At 52.0% G+C, this 21194-nt stretch carries 14 protein-coding genes and 2 pseudogenes; 13 read left to right on the top strand and 3 right to left on the bottom strand.

The genetic code is table 11. The annotated features are described in order from the left end of the window. Nucleotides 1-91: 91 nt before the first annotated feature. Both C8P63_RS06235 and C8P63_RS19000 read right to left on the bottom strand, forming a co-directional pair. Nucleotides 92-931 carry an alpha/beta fold hydrolase gene (locus C8P63_RS06235; RefSeq protein WP_108022482.1) on the bottom strand — a complete coding sequence of 280 codons (840 nt, stop codon included), beginning with the start codon at nucleotides 929-931 and terminating at the stop codon, nucleotides 92-94. Between the two features lie 72 nt (nucleotides 932-1003). Continuing rightward, nucleotides 1004-1168 carry a hypothetical protein gene (locus tag C8P63_RS19000; RefSeq protein WP_170109527.1) on the bottom strand — a complete coding sequence of 55 codons (165 nt, stop codon included), beginning with the start codon at nucleotides 1166-1168 and terminating at the stop codon, nucleotides 1004-1006. Between the two features lie 1258 nt (nucleotides 1169-2426). On the opposite strand from C8P63_RS19000, the gene C8P63_RS06215 reads away from it, so the two are divergent. From C8P63_RS06215 to C8P63_RS19510, 3 genes and pseudogenes are all read left to right on the top strand, one after another. Next, nucleotides 2427-3614, top strand: a complete 1188-nt coding sequence (locus C8P63_RS06215) for a glycosyltransferase family 4 protein (protein WP_342748062.1) — start codon at nucleotides 2427-2429, stop codon at nucleotides 3612-3614. Nucleotides 3615-3643: 29 nt separating this feature from the next. Then, a complete protein-coding gene (locus tag C8P63_RS06210; protein ID WP_108022477.1) occupies nucleotides 3644-4651 on the top strand; it encodes a phosphotransferase in 1008 nt (335 codons plus the stop codon). A 996-nt stretch (nucleotides 4652-5647) separates the two neighbouring features. After that, nucleotides 5648-5876, top strand: a pseudogene (locus tag C8P63_RS19510) (transposase); the annotation flags it as partial. A gap of 13 nt (nucleotides 5877-5889) precedes the next feature. Here the strand turns inward: C8P63_RS19510 and C8P63_RS19505 are convergent. Further along, a pseudogene (locus tag C8P63_RS19505) lies at nucleotides 5890-6096 on the bottom strand (transposase); the annotation flags it as partial. 270 nt (nucleotides 6097-6366) lie between these two features. On the opposite strand from C8P63_RS19505, the gene C8P63_RS06200 reads away from it, so the two are divergent. The 10 genes from C8P63_RS06200 to C8P63_RS06155 all read left to right on the top strand — a co-directional run bounded on the left by C8P63_RS06200 (nucleotide 6367) and on the right by C8P63_RS06155 (nucleotide 21149). Further along, nucleotides 6367-6915, top strand: a complete 549-nt coding sequence (locus C8P63_RS06200) for a helix-turn-helix domain-containing protein (protein ID WP_342748058.1) — start codon at nucleotides 6367-6369, stop codon at nucleotides 6913-6915. Nucleotides 6916-6939: 24 nt separating this feature from the next. Then, entirely contained in the window at nucleotides 6940-8988 is a 2049-nt protein-coding gene (locus C8P63_RS06195; RefSeq protein ID WP_108022475.1) for a hydantoinase/oxoprolinase family protein, read from the top strand. Between the two features lie 5 nt (nucleotides 8989-8993). Beyond that, the gene (locus tag C8P63_RS06190; RefSeq protein ID WP_108022474.1) at nucleotides 8994-10739 is read left to right on the top strand and encodes a hydantoinase B/oxoprolinase family protein; all 1746 of its coding nucleotides are present in this window, start codon (nucleotides 8994-8996) and stop codon (nucleotides 10737-10739) included. 60 nt (nucleotides 10740-10799) lie between these two features. After that, nucleotides 10800-12146: a purine-cytosine permease family protein gene (locus C8P63_RS06185; protein WP_108022473.1), complete on the top strand. Its 1347-nt coding sequence runs from the start codon at nucleotides 10800-10802 to the stop codon at nucleotides 12144-12146. Nucleotides 12147-12790: 644 nt separating this feature from the next. Next, nucleotides 12791-14347, top strand: coding sequence for a sigma-54-dependent Fis family transcriptional regulator (locus C8P63_RS06180; RefSeq protein ID WP_170109526.1), 1557 nt, complete (start codon nucleotides 12791-12793; stop codon nucleotides 14345-14347). Nucleotides 14348-14429: 82 nt separating this feature from the next. After that, nucleotides 14430-15434 carry a thiamine pyrophosphate-dependent dehydrogenase E1 component subunit alpha gene (locus C8P63_RS06175; RefSeq protein ID WP_108022471.1) on the top strand — a complete coding sequence of 335 codons (1005 nt, stop codon included), beginning with the start codon at nucleotides 14430-14432 and terminating at the stop codon, nucleotides 15432-15434. A 15-nt stretch (nucleotides 15435-15449) separates the two neighbouring features. After that, nucleotides 15450-16472, top strand: a complete 1023-nt coding sequence (locus tag C8P63_RS06170) for an alpha-ketoacid dehydrogenase subunit beta (protein WP_108022470.1) — start codon at nucleotides 15450-15452, stop codon at nucleotides 16470-16472. A 23-nt stretch (nucleotides 16473-16495) separates the two neighbouring features. Further along, the gene (locus C8P63_RS06165) at nucleotides 16496-17599 is read left to right on the top strand and encodes a dihydrolipoamide acetyltransferase family protein (protein WP_108022469.1); all 1104 of its coding nucleotides are present in this window, start codon (nucleotides 16496-16498) and stop codon (nucleotides 17597-17599) included. Nucleotides 17600-17938: 339 nt separating this feature from the next. Beyond that, nucleotides 17939-19786, top strand: a complete 1848-nt coding sequence (locus C8P63_RS06160; RefSeq protein WP_245920730.1) for a sigma-54-dependent Fis family transcriptional regulator — start codon at nucleotides 17939-17941, stop codon at nucleotides 19784-19786. A 166-nt stretch (nucleotides 19787-19952) separates the two neighbouring features. Next, nucleotides 19953-21149 (top strand): iron-containing alcohol dehydrogenase, encoded by a 1197-nt coding sequence (locus tag C8P63_RS06155; RefSeq protein ID WP_108022468.1) that lies wholly within the window; start codon nucleotides 19953-19955, stop codon nucleotides 21147-21149. The last annotated feature ends 45 nt before the right edge of the window (nucleotides 21150-21194 follow it).

Genomic DNA, 21194 nt, shown 5'->3' with positions numbered 1-21194 from the left:
CTGATCTTGGTTTACTCTATTGGGGTCCCGCCAGCAATTAATAAACAGTGGACACTAAGCATTCCTGTAACAAAATAATGAACCCGGGGAGTTAGGTATGATTAAAAAACGGCTTCGTGACGGAAATGAACTTCTCCGGTTCCTCTAAAAATGGCCAATGTCCTGATTGATGGAATATTTCCATTTTGGCGTGAGGTACTTTTTTTAACGTTTCCTGGCAAATATCGGGAGTAATCAGATCCTTAGCCCCCTGAATGATCATGACGGGAATTGAATCCAACTTGTACAAGAGATCCTCCACATCATAGTTTGCCAGGATATCATCGCATATTTGCTTATTCACCTTGTGGTTAATCCGGGTGGGAGTGATCCGTTTCAAATTCTCCCGGTTATATAGGTAATAGGGAAAGACCAGATCGGTCAATTTCTTTTGTCGCTCTTCGGGTGTCAAGTGATAGGTGTTATTTTCCAGATTATTCAATTCTTCGTTCTCTTTCTCTGTCATCCGATCGGCAAGCAATTCTCCGAAACGTTTTAAATCTGCACCTTTGAGGCCGATGTAAGAAACCAGCATGAGTCGACTGACATGCTCCGGGTAATGAACAGCATAAAATAAACCCAGTATGGTTCCCCAGGATTGACCCAAAAGGTTCATCTTTTGCATGCCGAGGGATTCGCGAAGTTCCTCCAGCGCTTCCATCTCATCCTTCATATTGAATGCAGTGGAATGGGGTGCTGCTGATTGACCGCAACCCCGCTGATCATAGAAGATAAGAGTAAAATCATTGGCCAATGGGGTTACATGAGGCAAAAAATAGCGATGTTCGTCACCTGGTCCCCCATGCAGAAAAACAATGGGTTCTCCTGAACCCAGCCTTTTTACAAAGATATCGAAACCTTTCGCCTTTCTGTACTCAGTGTATACCTCCATGTTCTTCTCCACCTTCACTCATGAAAAATATGTAAGGCCAACGTGACCTCTCGGTGGTTCAGTTGATCTACTCTAAAACTCGCATTCGTGTCGTTCTACTTGACGGTCAAATTCATCTTCCGAAATTTCGCCTTTCAAATAAGCTTCCAACAGGGTCTTTTCCTTTTCGGTAAAGTAGATTCCTACATGATGAAACGATTCCAAGACAGTCTTTATCCGGCGTTTCTCTTCCTTCACGGTCTCACCCCTCAGGACGGTCTTGTTGAAGGACAAAAAACAGGACTCTTTGCGTTCCCCGCTGCTTTCATACTTTTCTCATTTACTGTTTTAATAATAGTCTACATCAGAAAGAAACAGGAGGAAAATCACCCATTGGACCCAATTGAACGCTTTACCGAACATGGAAAACACCGCAATACCCTGGATCCTATCGACACGCCTTCCGTCACTTCGGGAAGTTTTTTGCGGTCTCCATCTAAGGCAGGAAGAAATCACCGAAATTATGATGGAGCCAAAGTCCCGAGGACTGAGCAAAAGCACCATCTATCATCGTCAGACGGCCATCAGCCCCGCCGCAGGAAGATTCGGAGCGGACCGTGCAACCATCCCTGCAGGACAGCATAGCGAGACCGGGGAGTAAGCGACCCCCAGGCGAGACTTGTGCTCTGTGAGTGCATAGCGAGACCGGGGAGTAAGCGACCCCAAGGCGAGACTTGTGCTCTGTGAGTGCATCCGGAGCGGCTTCGGGGAAATGCTGCCGCTCACTTTTTCACCATCCTTTTAGTACTACCTTCCGTTTCATCAAGAGATGTCGAGCATCTCTCGGATTAATCGAGACCATTCGTTCGATTTCATTCTTCTGGATACCGTTGTCTATCATCTGCTGTATGAACTCTCCCAACGCCTGCACCGGGGGTAGATTATGCGCCTGCCCGTAATCCGTCACCAGGACGCACGAGCCGGTGCCCAATGCCTGGATGCTCTCAGCCATGAGTGTTTCGCAAAATCGGCAGCAACGAATGTAATCGAGGTCGCGGCGAAGAACTAGATCGACATGTACTGGGAATACACGTCCTCTAACTCGGCAATGATTTGCGAAATGGCAGCTTGTTCAATGGCGTCCCCACCCGGCTCTTTGGGTGATCCAGTAACGCCAGAAAAATGGTGAACATGACCATCGTCAAATGTAGTGGTCCCCCGATATTCGTGTGTAATTCATTGTGATTGGAAGATTCGAAGCGAACCTATTCTGAAGCGAATTTCAAACGCTTCCTTTTAGGTTTCGATCGGGATATGGTCCTGTTGTGAATCGGGCATGAATAAGTTTATTAAAATGCTTCCGCTTTTGCTTATACTCACGGGAGATGATTCGCATATCATGTTTTGAAGAAATTTTCGGAGGAGGAAGATAAATGAGGGTAGTGGGATAGGTAATAGATGCCTTCAGCCGAAAAGATCATAGTCGGCGAAGGAATGGGATTACCGGAGTAGCGTTATACGTTCAGCACTCCCACTGAAGTCGAATGGCCGAATAAAAGAAACTGGTCTGGAGGGAATAATCCTGAGCAAACCAAGACGGCTTTGGATACTCACTAGCGAGTATGAGCCACATATTACCGGGGGATTAGGAACAGTGGCGACGAATTTGACCAAAGCATATGCACGCGGCGGTGTGCATACCACTGTGCTGAGCCAGAGCAAGCATTCCCTAATCACGCTTACGAAAAAAAAGAGACTGCAAATCGTACGATTCCCCTCGAGAGCCGCCTACTATTCATCGAAATCCAGGCAATATATACCTGCCGCTGTAGAACGATGGCTAAATAAACAAGGATACCGCAAACCGGATGGCATCCACATTCACAGCTTGCAATTTATGAATTTGGCGAAATACTTTCAAGCGAGACATCGTATTCCGGTTATTTATACATGTCATTCTCTAGTAGAAATGGAAACAGGGCCTATAACTAATAAAAAACGGAAGATGCTCATGTATCAGGAACAGCTGCTCAAAACGGCGAATAAAATCGTTGTTCCAAGCCGCTCACAGTTTACTAAGCTGAAGAAGCTGTACCCTTTTTGCTCTAACAAAACAGTTGTCATCAAGCACGGTATTGTCTTACGAAAGTCCAAGGCCCGAGGTCCCCGCCACCATCTTCTATTCGTTGGGCGGATTGTCCCGTTGAAAGGAATAGAGCAGCTTCTAAAAGCTATCTCGTTGTTGAAACGCGAAGGCAAAAAAGTCAAGCTGGACCTGGTTGGAACCGGTCCGAAAGGATATACAAGACACTTGAAAGCACAAAGTAAAAAGCTTGGAATATCGCCTGAAATTCGCTGGATTGGGTATTGCAATCAGGCGCAGGTGCAAAAAATGTATGCTTCCCACGGTGCAGTAATCATGCCCAGTCTCCAAGAGTCTTTCGGTTTAGTTGCGCTTGAAGCGCTAGCCAATGGGATTCCGTTGGTTTCGACTCGAGCCGGAGGGCTTGCCGAATTTGTAAACAGCAAGGTAGCTCAAACGATTCCGAAAGTAAACGGCTCCGTAATTGCCAAGTCCATCAAAAATATGTGGAACCACAAAAAGGTCACCGACCAACGGGTCGCTACTGGTCGAAAGTTAGCTTCCCGATTTCAATGGCCCCATGCTGCCGAACGATATAAAAAACAATTTCAACAAATCTAGGAGTGCTTAAAGGAGGCAAGAACACTCTTATGATCCCTAATCAGGAAGTCAGACAGCTTTCCAGTAAATTTGGAATTCAAGTAAAACGAATGGAGATCGTTCAAAATGGGGTCTATCGCATAGTTACTTCCAAAGGACACGAGTACTGTTTAAAACGAATGGCCTATCCCCCTGTCCAGCTGCGTTGGATCGACAAAACGTTACAGCAAATGCAGCGAAAAAGTTCTATCCGGATCGGGTGGCGGAATCCACGCGAAAGATCGGGAAAACGCCTTTTTGTCAAATGGCAGCGCGAAAGCCCCCCCTTCGTTCTTATTCCTTGGCTGAGAGGGGCTTGGCCTTCACCTAATTCAAACATGCAAATGAGAGCTTGCGGAACCCTACTGGCCAAATTTCATCAAGCCGGCAAAAAAATAAAGATTACAAAATCAGGTAGGCAAAACATGATGGGGAAATGGCCTTCCTATCTTCGGGAAGAACAAAATACGCTGCGAAAAGTCATTCACAAAGCGAAAAGAAACGGATTTCACAGTCCGCTCGACCACTTGCTGCAGAAACACGGCAGCGAAATTTTACAAATGGCTAGAGCTTCTATCCGTACATTAAGAAACAGCAATTATAAGTCGATTTGCCGGAAAACGAAGGCCACCTTATGTCATGGGGACTGCGGTCCGACCAATATTATTCGCACTAGAAAAGGCATGTATTTGATCGACTTTGAAACGATGCGGCTGGATTTGCGTATATACGATCTTTACAGGCTTATCTTCAATTCCTGCAAAGACCATAACTGGAATTTTGATATCGCCCAATCAATCTTGGATGGTTACCAGAAGGTTTACAAATTAAACCGATCAGATTATAGGCTGCTAAAAATATTGCTTCGCTTTCCGAGAGGAATGTGCAAACTCGTTGAGCATTACGATGAAAAGAGCCCTAAGGATAAATTGCAAATTGAGCGCGATTTCCCAAAAGTTCTCGCACATGAACGGAGAAGGAGTGCATTTCTCAAAAAACTCGACATTTACGCGGGATAGGGTACAAATAATGCGTACCGAAAGTGTTTCATCGCGGAGCGACTTTGTTGAGAGTGATCGTTCTTAGCTTCGTTCGGTTCCTCTTGCCCCCTTTTCCGGAATGATCACCATATGACTATCTTAAATTCCATAAATCTGAAGATGCAACCTGTTCCGTTAGAAAGACAGACCTTCACCCCTTAGATAGGTGTAACGAAGGAGGAATGAAAGGGCTTGGACCCATTGAGACGTGGAAGCGAAAATCTCTTAGGGTGGTTGGAGAATGCTTGCAGGATACCGAATGATTTCTGCGGTTTAGAATGAGCGGGAAGTATGGCGGGGCTGTACTTCCCGATTTGGTCAACTTAGCTGGCAATTTCCGGACAACATACACCGTCTATTTCCGGACATTAAGAGACGTTAGTAACAGTATGTTATGAACCGTGGCTAGAATAAATGATCCAGTTCTATCATCGCTTGGATATAATCGCAAGAACTACCAATACGCATGTCACTGGTTGATAAACGTCAAATAGGCCCCACCTAGCCTGGCAGAAGCTCCCCGTGGTGTATTCGCAAACAGTTAGTTTTTTCTCCCGACTACAAATGGATTTATCGACCGTTCACTGCCATCGGCATCAACCAACGCTCTGCACCGTAGCTCATCCAGTTCGCCATCGTTTGCCGTGTTGAACGGTTGGGTTTTAATTCAGTATTTAACTATTTGGGGTTAACCGCACTACAAACGGCGGAATCGGTAACACTTTCTCAGATTGTTAAACGAATCACCCAAATTTTAATTGTTTTACTGTTCACGATTGAAGCATTGCAAGTGGTGGATCTGCAGTTCTTAGTTAGTTCCCCCTGAAAAACGTAGCCAATAGAAAAGGAATTCAACCGCTCTTGTGGAAATCGTAAGTGACCAAACCAACGATTCACACAACGAGGGGCGTTGAATTCCTTGGTTGATGTTTTCACCATCCGCCCCTCAAAATCCTTTTTTGGGGTGAGCGGAAAATGTTAAAACTTCATCAAACCCAAGGAACCCTCTGGGATTCGATCTTACCTGAGCCGCTTCGTTCCTTGCCTCCGGAGTTGGAGCAAGTGGATCAATCTACTGGACGATGAGCGTTTTTTACAACCTTTTCTCGAGTGTTTCCATACTCAAAAGGGTCGTCCAACGGTTCCCGTTGAGACCTACCTTCGCTTGATGTACTTGAAGTTCCGGTATGAACTGGGCTATGAGTAAGTTGCCGGATTCGGATGCTTTCCAGCCTCTGCTCATCCCAACGGTTGGTAACCAAAAATTGATAGATCCGATGGTAGCTGATTCCTTCCAAATATTCGCCGATCGTCTGACCGTTTTTACGCGGAAGATCACTCAGAAGACCGGTGATATAACGTTCAAGGGTTTGTCGGGGTTCCTCCCGGCTAAAAACTTCACGATAGGGCTTCAGGAATTCCATCAGTTCCGGGACGGGTTGACGAATCGCTTTTGGAATGCGTTTGGAATCCATGATCTACCACCTCGGAGACATCTTTCGACAAATCCGAGGATTCATCCTTCAAGACTCAAAGCAGTATTAGGGTGTGTCTAATAATTGGAAAACCGTACCTTTTGCCACATGGTCAGAGGTGCGTTTTTTTTTTACTTATTACAGTGAAGGAGGAATTTTGTACACCTATATCGAAATTAACAAATATATCTGATCTCTTATTAGCAGGTGATACATGGGATGTTGATGGACAGAATTTACAGCGAAATCAAACGGATCAGACTACAAAAACAAATTACCTTGAAACATCTGAGTGAACGTACCGGTTTATCCGTCAGTTTTCTCTCCCAAGTCGAACGGGGCAGTTCCTCGCTGGCGATTACTTCGCTGAAAAAGATTTCCGACGGCTTAGGGGTTCATATCAGCCACTTTTTTCAGGACAGCGGAAACCAACGTTATACCGTGAAAAAAGAGGATTACCAACCGTTTCGAATTGAGGGATCCATCGCGGAATACGTCCGCTTATCCGGTGAGTTTGCGGAACGGCGGTTGGAGCCGATGTTGGTTACTTTAGACCCGTTGCAGGTTCAGGAAACAGTTTTCAGCCACCCCGGAGAAGAGTTCTTTTTTGTATTGGAGGGAGAAGTGAAGGTCTATGTGGAGGGGGAGGAGTATCTCCTGAAAAAGGGGGAAGCCATCCATTATCCATCCCGCCTGCAGCATTACTGGATGAATCCATTGAACCAGCGTGCACAAATCCTGTGTGTTCTTACACCCGTGATTTTTTAAGTTTGATCAAGGGAGGAGATCGAAATGCGTGTAGCAACAGATATCGGTGGAACCTTTACGGATCTTGTGCTGGTGGATGAAAAGGGGCGTACCACCATTGCCAAAGGAGATACGACCCCTCCCCATTTTGAAAAAGGTGTTTTAAACCTTCTGAACGGTCTGGAACGTCCGGTTGAAGAAATGGACGTATTTATTCACGGAACAACCGTGGTCATCAATGCTTTAACCGAGCGGACCGGGGTTAAGACCGGTCTGATTACGACCCGGGGCTTTCGGGATGTTCTGGAGATTGCCCGGGGGAATCGTCCGGACCTGTTTAACGTGCGATATCAAAAGCCGGCTCCGTTTGTTCCGCGTTACCTTCGGCGTGAAGTGGATGAACGCCTGAACTATAAGGGGGAAGTCCTGACGCCCCTGGATTTGGATCAATTGAAGAGACATCTGGATGATTTCAAGGAGCAGGGGGTGGAAGGGGTCGCGATTTGTTTCCTTCATGCTTACACCAACCCCTCTCATGAACAATCGGCTGTTCATTTTATCCGGGAGTATTGGCCGGAGGTCGCAGTCACCGCCTCCCATGAAATCACAAAGGAATGGCGAGAGTATGAACGGACCAACACGGCTGTACTGAATGCGTATGTAAAGCCGGTGGCTGCCCGTTATATTAACCAGCTGGAAAAGGGGTTGGAGGAAGCGGGAGCTGACGCTCAGACCTACATCATGCAATCCAACGGGGGGACTACCACGTTTACGCAATCCAAAAAAACTCCGATCCACATGGTGGAGTCCGGTCCGGTTGCGGGGGTGTACGGGACGGCGATTTTGGGAGAACTCATCGGGGAGAAAAACCTGATCGCGTTTGATGTTGGGGGAACGACGGCCAAATGCTCCCTGATCGACGAGGGGGAAGTAAGGATCACCACCGATTATCACATTGAGCGGACCGATCGCTCGGCCGGATATCCGATTAAAACCCCCGTTGTCGATATTGTGGAGATTGGAAATGGAGGCGGTTCCATTGCCTGGCTGGATGAGGCCGGATCGTTAAAGGTGGGGCCGAAATCTGCCGGTGCCGTTCCGGGTCCCATCGCTTATGGACAAGGGGGGACGGAGCCGACAACCACGGATGCCAACCTGGTGACGGGACGCCTGTCCCCGGAAAATTTTGATTACCCCGTTAACATGGAAGCCGTCAAAACCATCTTGGAAGAAAAAATCGGACGTCCGTTTTCGATGACGGCAGAGGATGCGGCTTTGGGTATTCTCCGAATCGCGAATTCCAACATGCTGAACGCGTTGAAGCTGATCTCCGTGCGGAAAGGGTACGATCCCCGGAAATTCGCGCTGGTTGCTTTTGGTGGCGGCGGTCCTCTCCATGCGACGGCACTGGCGAAAGCCCTGGGTGTGAAAAAAGTGATTGTCCCGGTTGCTTCATCAGTGTTTGCCGCATGGGGGATGTTGATGTCGGATCTTCGTCACGACTATATTCAGACCTACATTCACCGCCTTAATCAATTGGATTTGACCTCTTTTAACGAGGATTGGAACCAAATGGAACAGCAGGCGGTCGAGCAATTTGAAACCGAAGGGATTGCCGAGGATCGGGTTCATTTTGAACGTTTCCTCGATATGCGGTATCTGGGGCAGGAGCATACGGTTAAGGTTCCGATTCCCGAAGGGCGTCTGACTGCTGACCATCTTCAGGAGATCATCCGTCGGTTTCACGAAGCCCATGAACAACACTATACCTTCCGTTTGGAAGAAGCGGAAACGGAAATCGTCAACATGCACCTCACAGCCTTTGGCAAGGTCCGGAAACCGGCTCTTCCTCCTTTGGAAAGGACCGGAAAAGACGTGGACGTGGAAGAAGCCTTAAAGGAAAAAAGACAGGTGTTGTATGAAGAAGAAGGCTGGCTGGAGGTCCCCGTTTATGATCGGATTCAGATGGAGCCGGAGATGGAAGTGGTAGGTCCAGCCATCATTGAAGAAAAGACAGCAACTTGTGTCCTTTATCCCGAACAAAAGCTGACTGTGGATGCGTTTGGTAACCTCATTATTGAAACGGGAGTGTGAGAATCATGAATAAAACCCGTATCTCCGTTAACCCGTTTACGCTTGAAATTGTGAAAGATTCGCTGTTGGCCATTGGAGATGAAATGTTTTACGCCTTGGCCCGTACATCGATGAGCCCCATTATTTATGAGGTGCTCGACTATGCCAGCGGCCTCACCGACGCAAAAGGTCAGCTGTTGACCCAGGGAAATGGCGTTACCGGGTTTATCGGGATGCTGTCATCGATGGTGAAGGATGCGCTGGACAAGTTCGGGCCGGATCAATTGGAGCCGGGGGATATCCTGATCATGAATGATCCCTATGGGGGAGGGGGTTCCCACCTTTCCGATGTCGGGCTCCTGATGCCGATCTTTTATCAAGGGGAACTGGTGGCCTTTTCGGTGAATAAAGCCCACTGGACCGAAGTGGGAGGGAAGGATCCGGGTTCCTGGACGACGGATTCGACCGAGATCTACCAGGAAGGGTTGCAATTTCCCTGTGTGAAGCTGTATGAAGCCGGTGTTCTCAATCAGGCCTTGGTGGATCTCATCCGTGTCAACGTTCGTTTTCCGGAAAGTTCATTGGGAGATATGTGGGCGCAGGTGGCCGCACTGAAAACGGGAGAAAGACGGTTTACTGAGTTGTGTGAGCAGTATGGGATCGATGTCGTCAAAGCTTCCATTGAGCATTTGTTAAATCATGGGGAAGAGATCTCCCGACAACAGTTACGGCAGCTGCCCAAGGGTACGTTTGACGCGGTGGACTACATCGATGACGACGGATTGGGAAGCGGTCCTTTCAAGGTTCAGGTCAAAGTGACCATCACCGATGAGGAGTTTATTTGCGATTTCAGGGGGAGCCATCCGCAAGTCCTGGGGCCGGTTAATTGTTCCTATACCGGGCTGTTATCGGCTGTCCGTGCCATCTTCCTGGCAGTGACCAACCCCTCGCAGGATGTCAATGACGGGGTATTCCGTCCTCTGAAGGTGATCACCGACCCCCGTTCGATCTTCAGCGCCGAACGCCCCGCTGCCGTCTCGACCTATTGGGAAACCATGCTGTATGGTTGTGATCTCATCTGGAAAGCGCTGGCCCCGGTAGTTCCGCACCGTTTAACCGCCGGGCATCTGTTGTCTGTCTGCGGAGTGGTATTGGCGGGTCAGCATCCGGACACTGACGAACCCTTCCTGATTGTTGAGCCCCTGGTGGGCGGCTGGGGAGCGGCACAAGGAAAAGACGGAGAAAACGGGCAGTTCTGTATCGGGGACGGAGAGACCTATAATGTCCCGGTGGAAGTGGCGGAAACCCGTTACGGCGTGATGGTGGACGAATACAGTTTCCGTGCCGATGGAGCGGGAGCCGGGGAGTATCGGGGCGGATCAGGTGTCATTCGTTCCTACCGAGCACTGACCGACGGGCAGACATTCACCGGAACCTTCGGCCGACATAAATACCTTCCCTGGGGAGCCCATGGCGGCAAAGAGGGTTCGGAAAACGGGTTCGAAATCGTGAAAACGGATGGAACGGTGGAAGGTCCCTTCGGTAAATATGCCCGCCATCCATTAAACAAGGGGGATGTGGTTCGGCTGATCACCGCCACCGGAGGGGGGTATGGGGATCCGTTCCAACGCGATCCCGAAAAAGTAGCCCAGGATGTCCGCAATGGTTGGATCACAGTGGAACAGGCCGAGGCAGACTATGGTGTTCGGGTCGATCCCGTTCATTATGACATCATCGGGTTTACCCCGGAGCGCGAAAAACGACAGAAGTGAGTAAAAAATCCCCATCATCTTGATGATGGGGCTATCCATATCCGGAAGGGTTGAAAAAGAATGGAAAAACAAAACCTGGGACAGGCAGTCCGGAACGATGAGGCCCTGGCTGAAGTAACAGAGTCCCAACGGCAATCCTGGGTGACGCCGGCTATCATTTTTGGCGGATTGGAATTTACCATTCCCGTTCTGATGGTGGGAGCCACATTGGCGGGCAGTTTCGGAATGATACAAATTTTGGGATTGCTGGCCGTGGCTTTGATGGTGCAATGGGTGGGAAACAGCATTCAAGGTTATATGGGGGCCAAGTCCGGTCGGTCCTCCTCCGTGATCGCACGTTCCGGATTTGGTGCGACACAGGCACGGTGGATTATCGGGTTGACCATCTTTCTGATTTCCATGGGGTGGTGGGCGGTTCAAACGGCGGTTGCAGCCAATGCGATCTCAGTCATGATCGGCATTGATTATGAAAAGCAGTGGGTTGCATGGGCGGTAATTACAGTCATCACCGGGTTGCTTTTTGCGCTGCCGTCCATTATCGGTTATTCCACCATGAAGTGGACGGATTATCTGGCGGTGCCCGCCGGGCTTGTCTTGATTATCAGCGGGATCATTTTTGCTTTGCAGAACACAGGATGGGAAAAGATTGTCACCTGGTCACCGGAACCGAAGATGACGTGGTTGGCAGCCATCAGTCTGATCATTGGTGTCAATGTTTCACAATGGGTGATTGCATCGGATTACACCCGTTACAGTCGCCCGAAAATCAAGGATCAGTTACTCATTCCCATTGGAATCGTAGGGGTGGGCCTTCCGCTGTTCTGGGTGGGTGCCATGATGTCCGTGGGTGTGGGGGATGCGGATATCGTGAAAGTGATGCAGCAATTGGGTTTTTCCTTCTGGGGCTTTTTGATCCTGTGGCTGGCGACCTGGACCAGTCAGCTGGTCAATAACTACAGCATGGGACTGGCTCTGTCCAATCTTTTCAATGTGAACTCCGGTAAGGGGCGTGCCTGGCTCACATTCGGGGGAACCATTGCCGCCATCCTCGTGGCGTTGGCCGGTTTTTTAAATTACTTTATGGATTTCTTATATATGACGGCGTTGGTGTATCCGGCGATAGCAGGTGTCATGTTCGTCGATTTCTTCTGGCTTCGCCGACAGGACTGGGTGGACTTGAAGGGATGGAACGGAGTGGCCTCTCTCGCTTTGATATTGGGGACGATAGTGGGCTATTACACACAATATGTTAAGCCATTTGGCATCCCCAGCGTGTTGTCCCTTCTGGTTACCGGGTTGGCTTACTACTGTGGAATGCGACTAAAAGCCCGTCTACAGCCTGACGCATTTACACCCCGACATTGGATTCATCCAGAGAAGTCCAGAGATCATGTTTCGGCCGGATAGTCCTATCACTTGCATGAATCGGGGTGGCCACGAGTTTAATGGTCGGGAAATCACCCAATTAAATGAAGAGACATTAGAAGCGTTGTATTTATGGTTAGGCTCAGAAGAAGGGAAGCGTTTACCCGAAATAGCGACTTTGCTGTCCTGCCCAGCGGAGAATCAGCTTGCAAGGGCGTTCAGGGGCAAAAGCTTCCCTGTGTTGCATCCGAAGGCGTTTTGCCCCTGCCCGCAGCAGGATGATTCGGAGCGGACAGTGCAACCATCTCTGCAGGACAGCATAGCGAGACCGGGGAGTGAAGCGACCCCAGGCGAGACTTGTGCTCTGTGAGTGCAGCCGGAGCGGCTTCGGGTAAATGCCGCCGTTCACTTTTTCACAATACTAAGGGTTTTTTTATTTTTTTCTTACCATTAAGAAGGAATGAGTCTTTGCTTGTTGACCTCTCCAATCTTGGCTCCAGGATAATTCTTGGGTAAATAAGGGATCGTCTTTTGTTTGTGTGAAAGTGCATGGAAAAAAGGCAAGCACCTGGTTTTCGATGGTGAAAAACCCCATGAAAAAAACCAAACCTTTTATCATCACGGAACAAAGATTTTTCAGGAATAAAAATCGAAATTGCCAAAAAATATGGAGGGGAGGTCCATTCGTGACGATTTCCTTGCCCATGAACATATGGAAGCGTTTTGTCAGGGAAGGGACCCTGGACGAAAACCGGATCGAGAAGGTTATCCGGGAATCGTGGATCCGCAGTAAAGAATATGCCATCGATCCCCACCGGGACCGGGGGAATGTGCTTCTGACCAAAGGAGAGCTGTTTGAGAGAAGGGAACATTTGTCCTGGATGTGGGAGGAAGCCGAAAAATATGTGAAACAGTTGCAACAACTTTTGCATCAACATCGGATGATTGTTTTGTTGACCGATGAAGAAGGTCACCTTTTGGCCGGGGATGGTCACCCCGCAACAAAGGCAGCTGCCGAAAAGATCCGTTTTGTACCGGGGGCGCGGTGGTCTGAGAGAGATGTGGGAACCAATGCGATCGGGACGGCTCTGGAGACCCGGCAGCCTGTTTATGTGGAGGGATATCAGCATTATACGGTTGCTACCCACCCCTGGTGCTGTGCCGCTGCACCAGTCAGAACCAAAACGGGCAACGTGCTGTGTGTGCTCAATGTCTCCGGCCCGCTGGAACAGGCCCATCCCTATTTGTTGACGATCGTATCCACCATGGCTATGTCGCTGGAGGAGCGCATCCAGAGAATCGAACCCGGCACGGTGGCCGGTTTTCAGGGAGTGATCGGGAACAGCCGCGCCTTCCAGCAGACGATTGAAATGGCGGAACAGGCTGCCCTCGTCGATCATCCTGTATGTCTGACAGGAGAGAGCGGGACGGGGAAAGAGCTTTTGGCCCGCTATATCCATGACCGGAGCACCCGGGCCCGGGAGCCTTTCGTGGCACTGAATTGCGGGGCTCTATCCCCCCAGTTGCTGGAGAGCGAACTGTTTGGATATGCCCCGGGTGCTTTTACCGGGGCGCAACCCAAAGGAAACCCGGGGAAACTGCGTCTGGCCCACCGCGGCACCGTGTTTTTGGATGAAGTCGGCGAGATGAACGAAAGAATGCAGGTGGCTCTTCTCCGGTTCCTTCAGGAAAAGACGATCCGCCCTCTCGGGAGCAGTCGGGAAATTCATATTGATGCCCGTGTGATCACGGCGACCCATCGGAGCTTGCCCGAACGGATCCGGGAAGGGAAATTTCGCGAAGATCTGTTCTATCGGCTGTATGTGCTTCCGATTGAGCTGCCGCCTTTGCGGGAGCGTTTGGAAGATCTGCCGGCACTGGTGGACCATCTGTCGAAGGAGCTGGACCTTCCCCGTCCGCTTTCGACGGCGGCTTTTCGAGTGCTTCAACGATACGGTTGGCCCGGTAATATCCGGGAGTTGAAAAACGTGTTGCTGTCCAGCAGCCTGTTCAGCAAACATGAAACGATCCAAGAGGAGGAGGTCCGGCGGATCCTTTCCAAGGGAGAGCTGAGAAAAACGGTGGAAACCGAACGGAGCCGGACCCAGGCGGTGAAAAGAGCTTTAAAGGAATCCTCGGGTAACATTTCGAAGGCCGCCCGGTTGTTGGGGGTATCCCGGAGCACATTGTACCGGTGGATGAAACAGAGTGAGACAAGTTTCCGCGACACTGTGAAACAGTGAAGAGGTGGAAATCACCCGTCCATCCAATTGGCATTCTTTTTGCTTTGAGAGGGGAATGACCCATTTCAAAGGAGGGCGTCAGATGTCAGAGCATTCGGTACCTTTGGAAAGGCAAAAGTGGATGTATGAAACCATGGTCAAGATCCGCCATTACGAAGAGACCATGGTCCAGGTGTACACGGAAGGGAAAACTCCGGTGTTCAATATCGGTGCCGGAACGGTTCCCGGAGAGATGCATCTGGCTTCGGGACAGGAACCGGCGGCAGTGGGAATATGTGCCCACCTGACCCCGGAGGACACGGTCACCGCCCCTCATCGTCCCCATCATATTGCGATTGCCAAAGGGGTTCATCTGGATCGGATGACGGCGGAAATCTTCGGTAAAGTCTCCGGATTGGGTAAAGGAAAAGGAGGGCACATGCACCTCTTTGATCCCGGTGTCAAGTTTTCCTGCAGCGGGATCGTGGGAGCAGGGATCCCCCAGGCGGCCGGTGCCGCCTTGGCCTGTAAAATGAAAAAGCAAAATCAAGTGGCGGTGGCATTTGCCGGGGAAGGGGCAGCCAATTCGGGAGCGTTTCATGAAGCGTTGAACCTGGCGGCACTGTGGAAATTACCGCTGATCCTTGTGATTGAGGACAATCGCTATGGTATTTCGGTGCCAAAAGAGGTCTCCACTGCTGTCAAAAGCAACGCCGTTCGCGGAAGCGCCTACGATATCCCGGGATATCACGTGGAAGAGAACGATCCGCTGGAAATGTACCGGGTGTCGGAGGAAGCGGTTGACCGGGCCCGGAAAGGGAAAGGCCCTTGTCTGATTGAGATCGAGACCTATCGTCTGTTGGGTCATTTCCAAGGGGATCCGGAGCTCTACCGGGAAAAGGATGAAGTTGCCGGGTTGAAGGAAAAGGATCCGATTATGCGGCTGAGACAGCATCTTCTGAATCAGGGGGTGCAATCCAACGTCCTCGATACGATGGAGACCCGGGTCCGGCAAGCAGTGGATCAGGCTTACGATTTTGCACGGGACAGCGAGTATCCCGACGCGGAAGCCGCCTTGGAGGATGTTTTTGCTCCGTCGATTCAATAACAGGAGGGTTTGCACATGGTAACCACGAAAGACCGCGTACTGACCGGGAACAAGGCGCTTTCCGAAGCCATTGCTCAGGAGATGGAGCGGGATTCCCGTGTTTTCTTGCTGGGGGAGGATGTGGGCAAGTACGGCGGGATCTTCGGTTCCGCAGAAAAATTGCTGGATCGTTTCGGGGCGGAACGGGTCATGGACACCCCCATTTCAGAAACCGGGTTCATCGGGGCTGCCATCGGTGCTGCAACAGAAGGGATGCGCCCCATTGCGGAATTAATGTTCGTCGATTTCTTCGGGGTCTGCATGGATCAGATTTACAACCACATGGCAAAGATTCATTATATGTCCGGCGGTGCCGTCAAGGTTCCGATGGTGCTGATGACCGCCGTGGGCGGCGGGTATAACGATGCCGCACAGCATTCGCAGACGCTCTACGCCACCTTTGCCCACCTGCCGGGCATGAAGGTGGTGGCGCCGTCCACTCCGTACGATATCAAGGGGATGATGATTTCCGCGATCCAAGATGACAACCCGGTGGTCTTCATGTTTCACAAATCCCTGCAAGGGCTGGGTTGGATGACGCCGATTGACGCCTCCCAGGGAGTGGTGCCTGAAGATCCCTACACCGTCCCCCTCGGTAAGGCGAAAGTGGTTCGCGAAGGACGGGACCTCACGATCGTAGGCATCCAGATGATGACGCATCATGCCTTGGAGGCCGCCGACCGGTTGGCAAAAGACGGGATCGAAGCCGAAGTGATCGACTTGCGCTCTCTCGTCCCCCTGGACCGGGAGACCATCATCCGGTCGGTGAAAAAGACCCATCGCCTGTTGGTGGTGGACGAGGATTACCGGTCCTGTGGGATGACGTCGGAAATCGCGGCCACGGTGGCGGAAGAGGCCCTTTATGATCTGGAATCACCCGTCCGGCGGCTGGCGGTCCCGGATGTTCCCATTCCCTACAGTCGCCCGCTGGAAAACCGTGTGATCCCCGGGGTGGAGTCGATTGAAAAAGCCGTTCAAACCATGATGAAGGAAGTCTAAACAGACATAAGGGATGATGGAGATTGGAAGTAAAAGTTCCCAAAACGACAGATGAAGGGTTGGACAGTGTCGTCGTCTTTTGGCACAAAAGGGAAGGGGACCCCATTGAAGCCGGGGAAGTGTTGTTGGAAATCCAGACGGAAAAAACGGAGTTTGAGGTGGAATCACCGGCGAGTGGACGGGTGAGTCGGATCCTGAAGGACCGGGGAGACGTGGTGTCGGTGGGGGAAGTGGTGGCGCTGATAGAAGACGTTTCTGATGCCTCAGAGTCCACGGGCGACGCGGTACAAGAAGTTGGCGCCACGGTGGAGACACCGGCTCCCAAACCTTTTGTGGCGGCTTCCCCCCGGGTTCGCAAGTTGGCGAAGGAGTTGGGTGTCGATCTGACCGACATCAAGGGAACGGGTCCGGGGGGAAGGCCGACCGAGGAAGATGTGCGAAAGGCGGTGCAGGCTGATCGATCGGAGACCGTTCGCTTCACCGGAATCCGGCGGACCATTGCGAACAGGATGATGAAAAGCCTGCGGGAATCCGCCCAACTCACCGAAACCGCCTGGGCCGACATCACATCACTCCAGCAAATCCGTAAATCAGAGCCGGAGATCTCTCTTAACACCTGGGTTCTGCTTGCGGTGGCCGATGCCCTGAAACATCATCCGGACATGAACGCCACCTGGACGGGGGACGGCGTCGTGCAACATGGGCAGGTTCACCTGGGCGTGGCTGTGGATACCGGTGAGGGGTTATGGGTGCCCGTGGTGAGGGAAGCCGATGCACGTTCTCCGAAAGAGCTGCAGGAAGAAGTGGACCGGCTTTCCCACAATGCCCGGGAGGGACGGTTGTCCCAGGAGGAGATGATGGGCGGAACCTTCACCGTCAGCAACCTGGGCGGTTACGGGATCCAGTTTTTCACCCCCATTCTCAACCCTCCGGAATCCGGAATTCTGGGGGTGGGAAAAGCCGAGCCCAAACTGGAACTCCACGATGGCGAGGTGGTGGAAAGGCTGCGGTTACCCCTGAGCCTCACCTTTGATCACCGGGTGGTGGACGGTGCGCCGGCAGCCCGGTTCCTGCAGCATGTAATCGGATTACTCGGTGACCCCGAGTCGTTGAAGCCCCTGTCATAATGGAATGGTGGCAATCCCCTTCCTGATGGAGGGGGGATCTTTTTTTACAGAAGACGTGATTTTCACGGGCGCATCGGCTTTACCGAATTCGTAGTGGGTGTGTCTGATTATGAACAGTCCGGAGCAGATTTGTCACGTGGTTTCCGTCTTCGCGCCTTTTGCCCTCCCAATGAAGAATCACTGTCCGCTCCGTTTCCGCCGGACCGAACCAGCATTTATATTTATAAGGCAAGGTCTCCGGTCGATCTTTTTCAGGAGCGCTTTTTTGGAAAAGGGTTGTGAACATTTGTTGTCGAAGCCTGTTTATCAAACTGCAGGGACGTCAGGGGGGTGAGAAGCATGTCCCGTGGTTTTATGGAGCAAGTGAAAACGGTTCAGGAGAAGGGGAGTGCTGAAGAGCGGGTCGGTGCCTGGATGACTGACGCCCCGCACGCGGTCACGCCGGAGGAGTCCCTGCGGGAAGCGGCCGAAATTTTGGTTGCTTGCGGGATCGACGGCTTGCCCGTCGTGGACGCGGACCGGCATGTCGTCGGTCTGATCACCCAATCCGATTTGACGAGGTGCTATGTTCGGGGAGTTTCCCCTGATTCCGCTGTCGGACAAGTGATGCGCCGCCCGGTGGACATGATCGGTGCCGACCGGTCGATCACCGAAGCTTTTCGGTTGAAAGTCAGCCCCCTGCCCGTCGTTGATAGTCGGGGAGTTCTCGTCGGCATGTTGACCCGGGCCCACATTCTTCAGGCTTACTCCCACAACCTGGTCCGGCTACGGAAGACGGAATACACCGCCGAAACATTGAGCGCGGTTCTCGAAAGCGCTTATGAAGGGGTCGTTGTCTGCGACGCGAAGGGGATTATCCGCGAATTCAACGATGCCTACAGCCGTTTTTTAGGAAAAAAGCGGGGGGATGTGCTTGGAAAGCATGTGACGAAGGTGATCGAGAACACGCGGCTGCACATTGTTGTCAAGACCGGCATCCCGGAAATCGGGTACATTCAACGCATCCAAGGCCAGGACATGGTCGTTCACCGCATCCCGATCTGGAAAGAAGGAGAAATCGTCGGCGCGGTGGGCATGCTCATCTTTGAGGGGGTGACCGAGCTTTACAGGATTCTCGAGCGGAAGCAGGAGTTGTCGCGGCAGGTGAATGAGAAAGCGGGATTCGTGCCTCAGCCGGGTGGTCGGCGCGAGGAGGGCACCTTCGAGCAGATTATCGGGCAGAGCGAAGAAATGGCTTCCGTCAAAAGGATGGCTCGCCGGGCGGCGGCCGTGCCCGCGACTGTGCTGATCACCGGGGAGAGCGGGACGGGTAAAGAGATGTTCGCCAAAGCCATCCACCATGCCAGCCCCTTTGCCGACGGGCCTTTTGTCAGCATCAATTGCGCCGCCATACCGGAACACCTTCTGGAAGCGGAATTGTTCGGCTATGAAGGGGGAGCGTTCACCGGAGCACGAAAAGGCGGAAAACCGGGCAAGTTCGAACTGGCGCACAAAGGCACGCTCTTTTTGGACGAGATCGGCGACATGCCCCTGCCGATGCAGGCGAAAATCCTGCGGGTCCTGCAGGATCGGGAAGTGGAGCGGGTGGGCGGCGTCTCCAAACACCGTGTCGATGTGCGGATCATCGCGGCGACCAATCAGGATTTGGAACAACTGTTCAAGCAGGGGCGGTTCCGCAAGGATCTATATTACCGGCTTAACATCATTCATCTTTACATTCCGCCGTTGCGGGAACGGAAAAAGGATATACCCTTCTTGTTGTCTCGCCACCTGCAGAGGTTTTGCCAACGCTACAACCTGCCGCCGAAGCAGCTGGCTCGGGAGACGATGACCGTCCTGATGGATTACGACTGGCCGGGAAATGTAAGGGAACTGGCCAATACCGTAGAAAGGCTGGTTTGCATGGCGGAAGGGGAAGAGATCCGTCCGCAGGACCTGCCTCCGAACTTTTGGGGAGGGGGGAACGCTTCCCGGCCCGATCAAGCGGCACCGCCTTCCCCGATGGACCTTGTGGACGACGGCTCCGACCTGTTGACCAAAGTGAAGCGGGTTGCCATGGAACGGGAACGGGCATCCATCTTGCGGACCCTCGCCGAGGTCGGAGGGAACAAAGCGGCAGCGGCGCGGCAACTGGGGATCCATCGCTCGACACTGTACGAAAAGTTGAAAAAATACGGGCTCGATTGAAGCGTATGTCTGGATAACCAGACACATACCCGACTTAGATCCGACGCATGTCGAATATAAAAGACAAATCCTTCGCATTTTTGGGACCCGTTCCGTGCAAATCCTTGGTACGGTTTTTGCTCTGTATACTGGCAGCGCGAAAAATGACGACCAGGGGGGATGAGGCATGAAGGGATCGGCCGAGTTACGTATGCCGCCTGCCGTGTTTTACGGACGCGGTTCCTTCGCGAAGGTCGGGGAGCAGGCGGTCTGCCTCGGCAAAAAAGCGCTTTTGATCAGTGACCGGGTCATGGAACGGAACGGACATGTCGCCCGTTGCCGGCAATACCTGGATCGAGCCGGGGTCTCCCACGTCTCGTATCTCGACATCCATTCGGAACCGACGGATCGATACGTCGGGGAAGCGCTGAAACGCCTTCAGGAGGAACAGTGCGATGTGATCGTCGCCCTCGGCGGCGGCAGCTGTCTCGACACCGCCAAAGCGGTGGCGGTCGTGGCCGCCAACGGCGGGTACATCGGTGATTACACAGGGGGCAAAAAACGGATCGAACGGGATCCGATCCCGCTGATCGCCGTCCCGACCACAGCGGGGACGGGTTCGGAAGTCACCAGTGTGACGGTGATCACCAACACGAAAGACGATGTAAAAATGATGATCAAGCATCCCGCATTCGTTCCGGCCGTCGCCATCGTCGATCCGGTGCTCACCGTCTCCTGCCCACCGAAAGTGACGGCCGCGACGGGGTTGGATGCGCTGTGTCACGCCGTCGAGGCTTACATCTCCCGCCGTTCTCATCCGTTGACGGACACGCTGGCTCTTTCTGCCGTGGAACGAATCGTTCCAAACATCCGCAAAGCTTATGAAAACAGGGAGAATCTCGACGCCCGGGAGAACATGGCGTTGGCCGCGATGCAGGCGGGGGTGGCTTTCTCCAACGCCTCCGTCTGTCTGGTGCACGGGATGTCCCGACCGATCGGTGCTCTTTTCCATGTCCCCCACGGGGTGTCCAACGCGATGCTGCTTCCGGCGGTACTGGAATTCACCCGACCGGCATGCGTGCCGCGGCTGGCCGTTATCGGCCGTATTATCGACAGGTGTCTGGAAGGGCGTTCTGACGAAGAGGCGGCGGAAGGAGCGATCTCCAAGATCAAAGGGCTCTGTTCAGCTCTGGACATCCCCAATATGAAGGCGTGGGGTATCAAGCGGGAGAAATTGGAGAATGCGTTGGATAAAATGGCTGCCGATGCTCTCGACAGCGGCAGTCCTGAAATGAATCCCCGCATTCCGACACACGGGGAGATCGTCGAGCTTTACCGTTACTGCTACGATTACTCTTTTTCCAATATGGAGTGTACCCATTAAAAACGAAATATTTATAAAACTGCAACTGATATTGAGCAGGGCTGA

It is taken from the genome of Melghirimyces profundicolus (assembly GCF_003054245.1).
In the GTDB taxonomy this organism is placed as follows: Bacteria; Bacillota; Bacilli; order Thermoactinomycetales; family DSM-45169; genus Melghirimyces; species Melghirimyces profundicolus.
The sequence above is the reverse complement of the archived record's forward strand: the minus strand, read 5'-3'. Positions and strand labels throughout refer to the sequence as shown.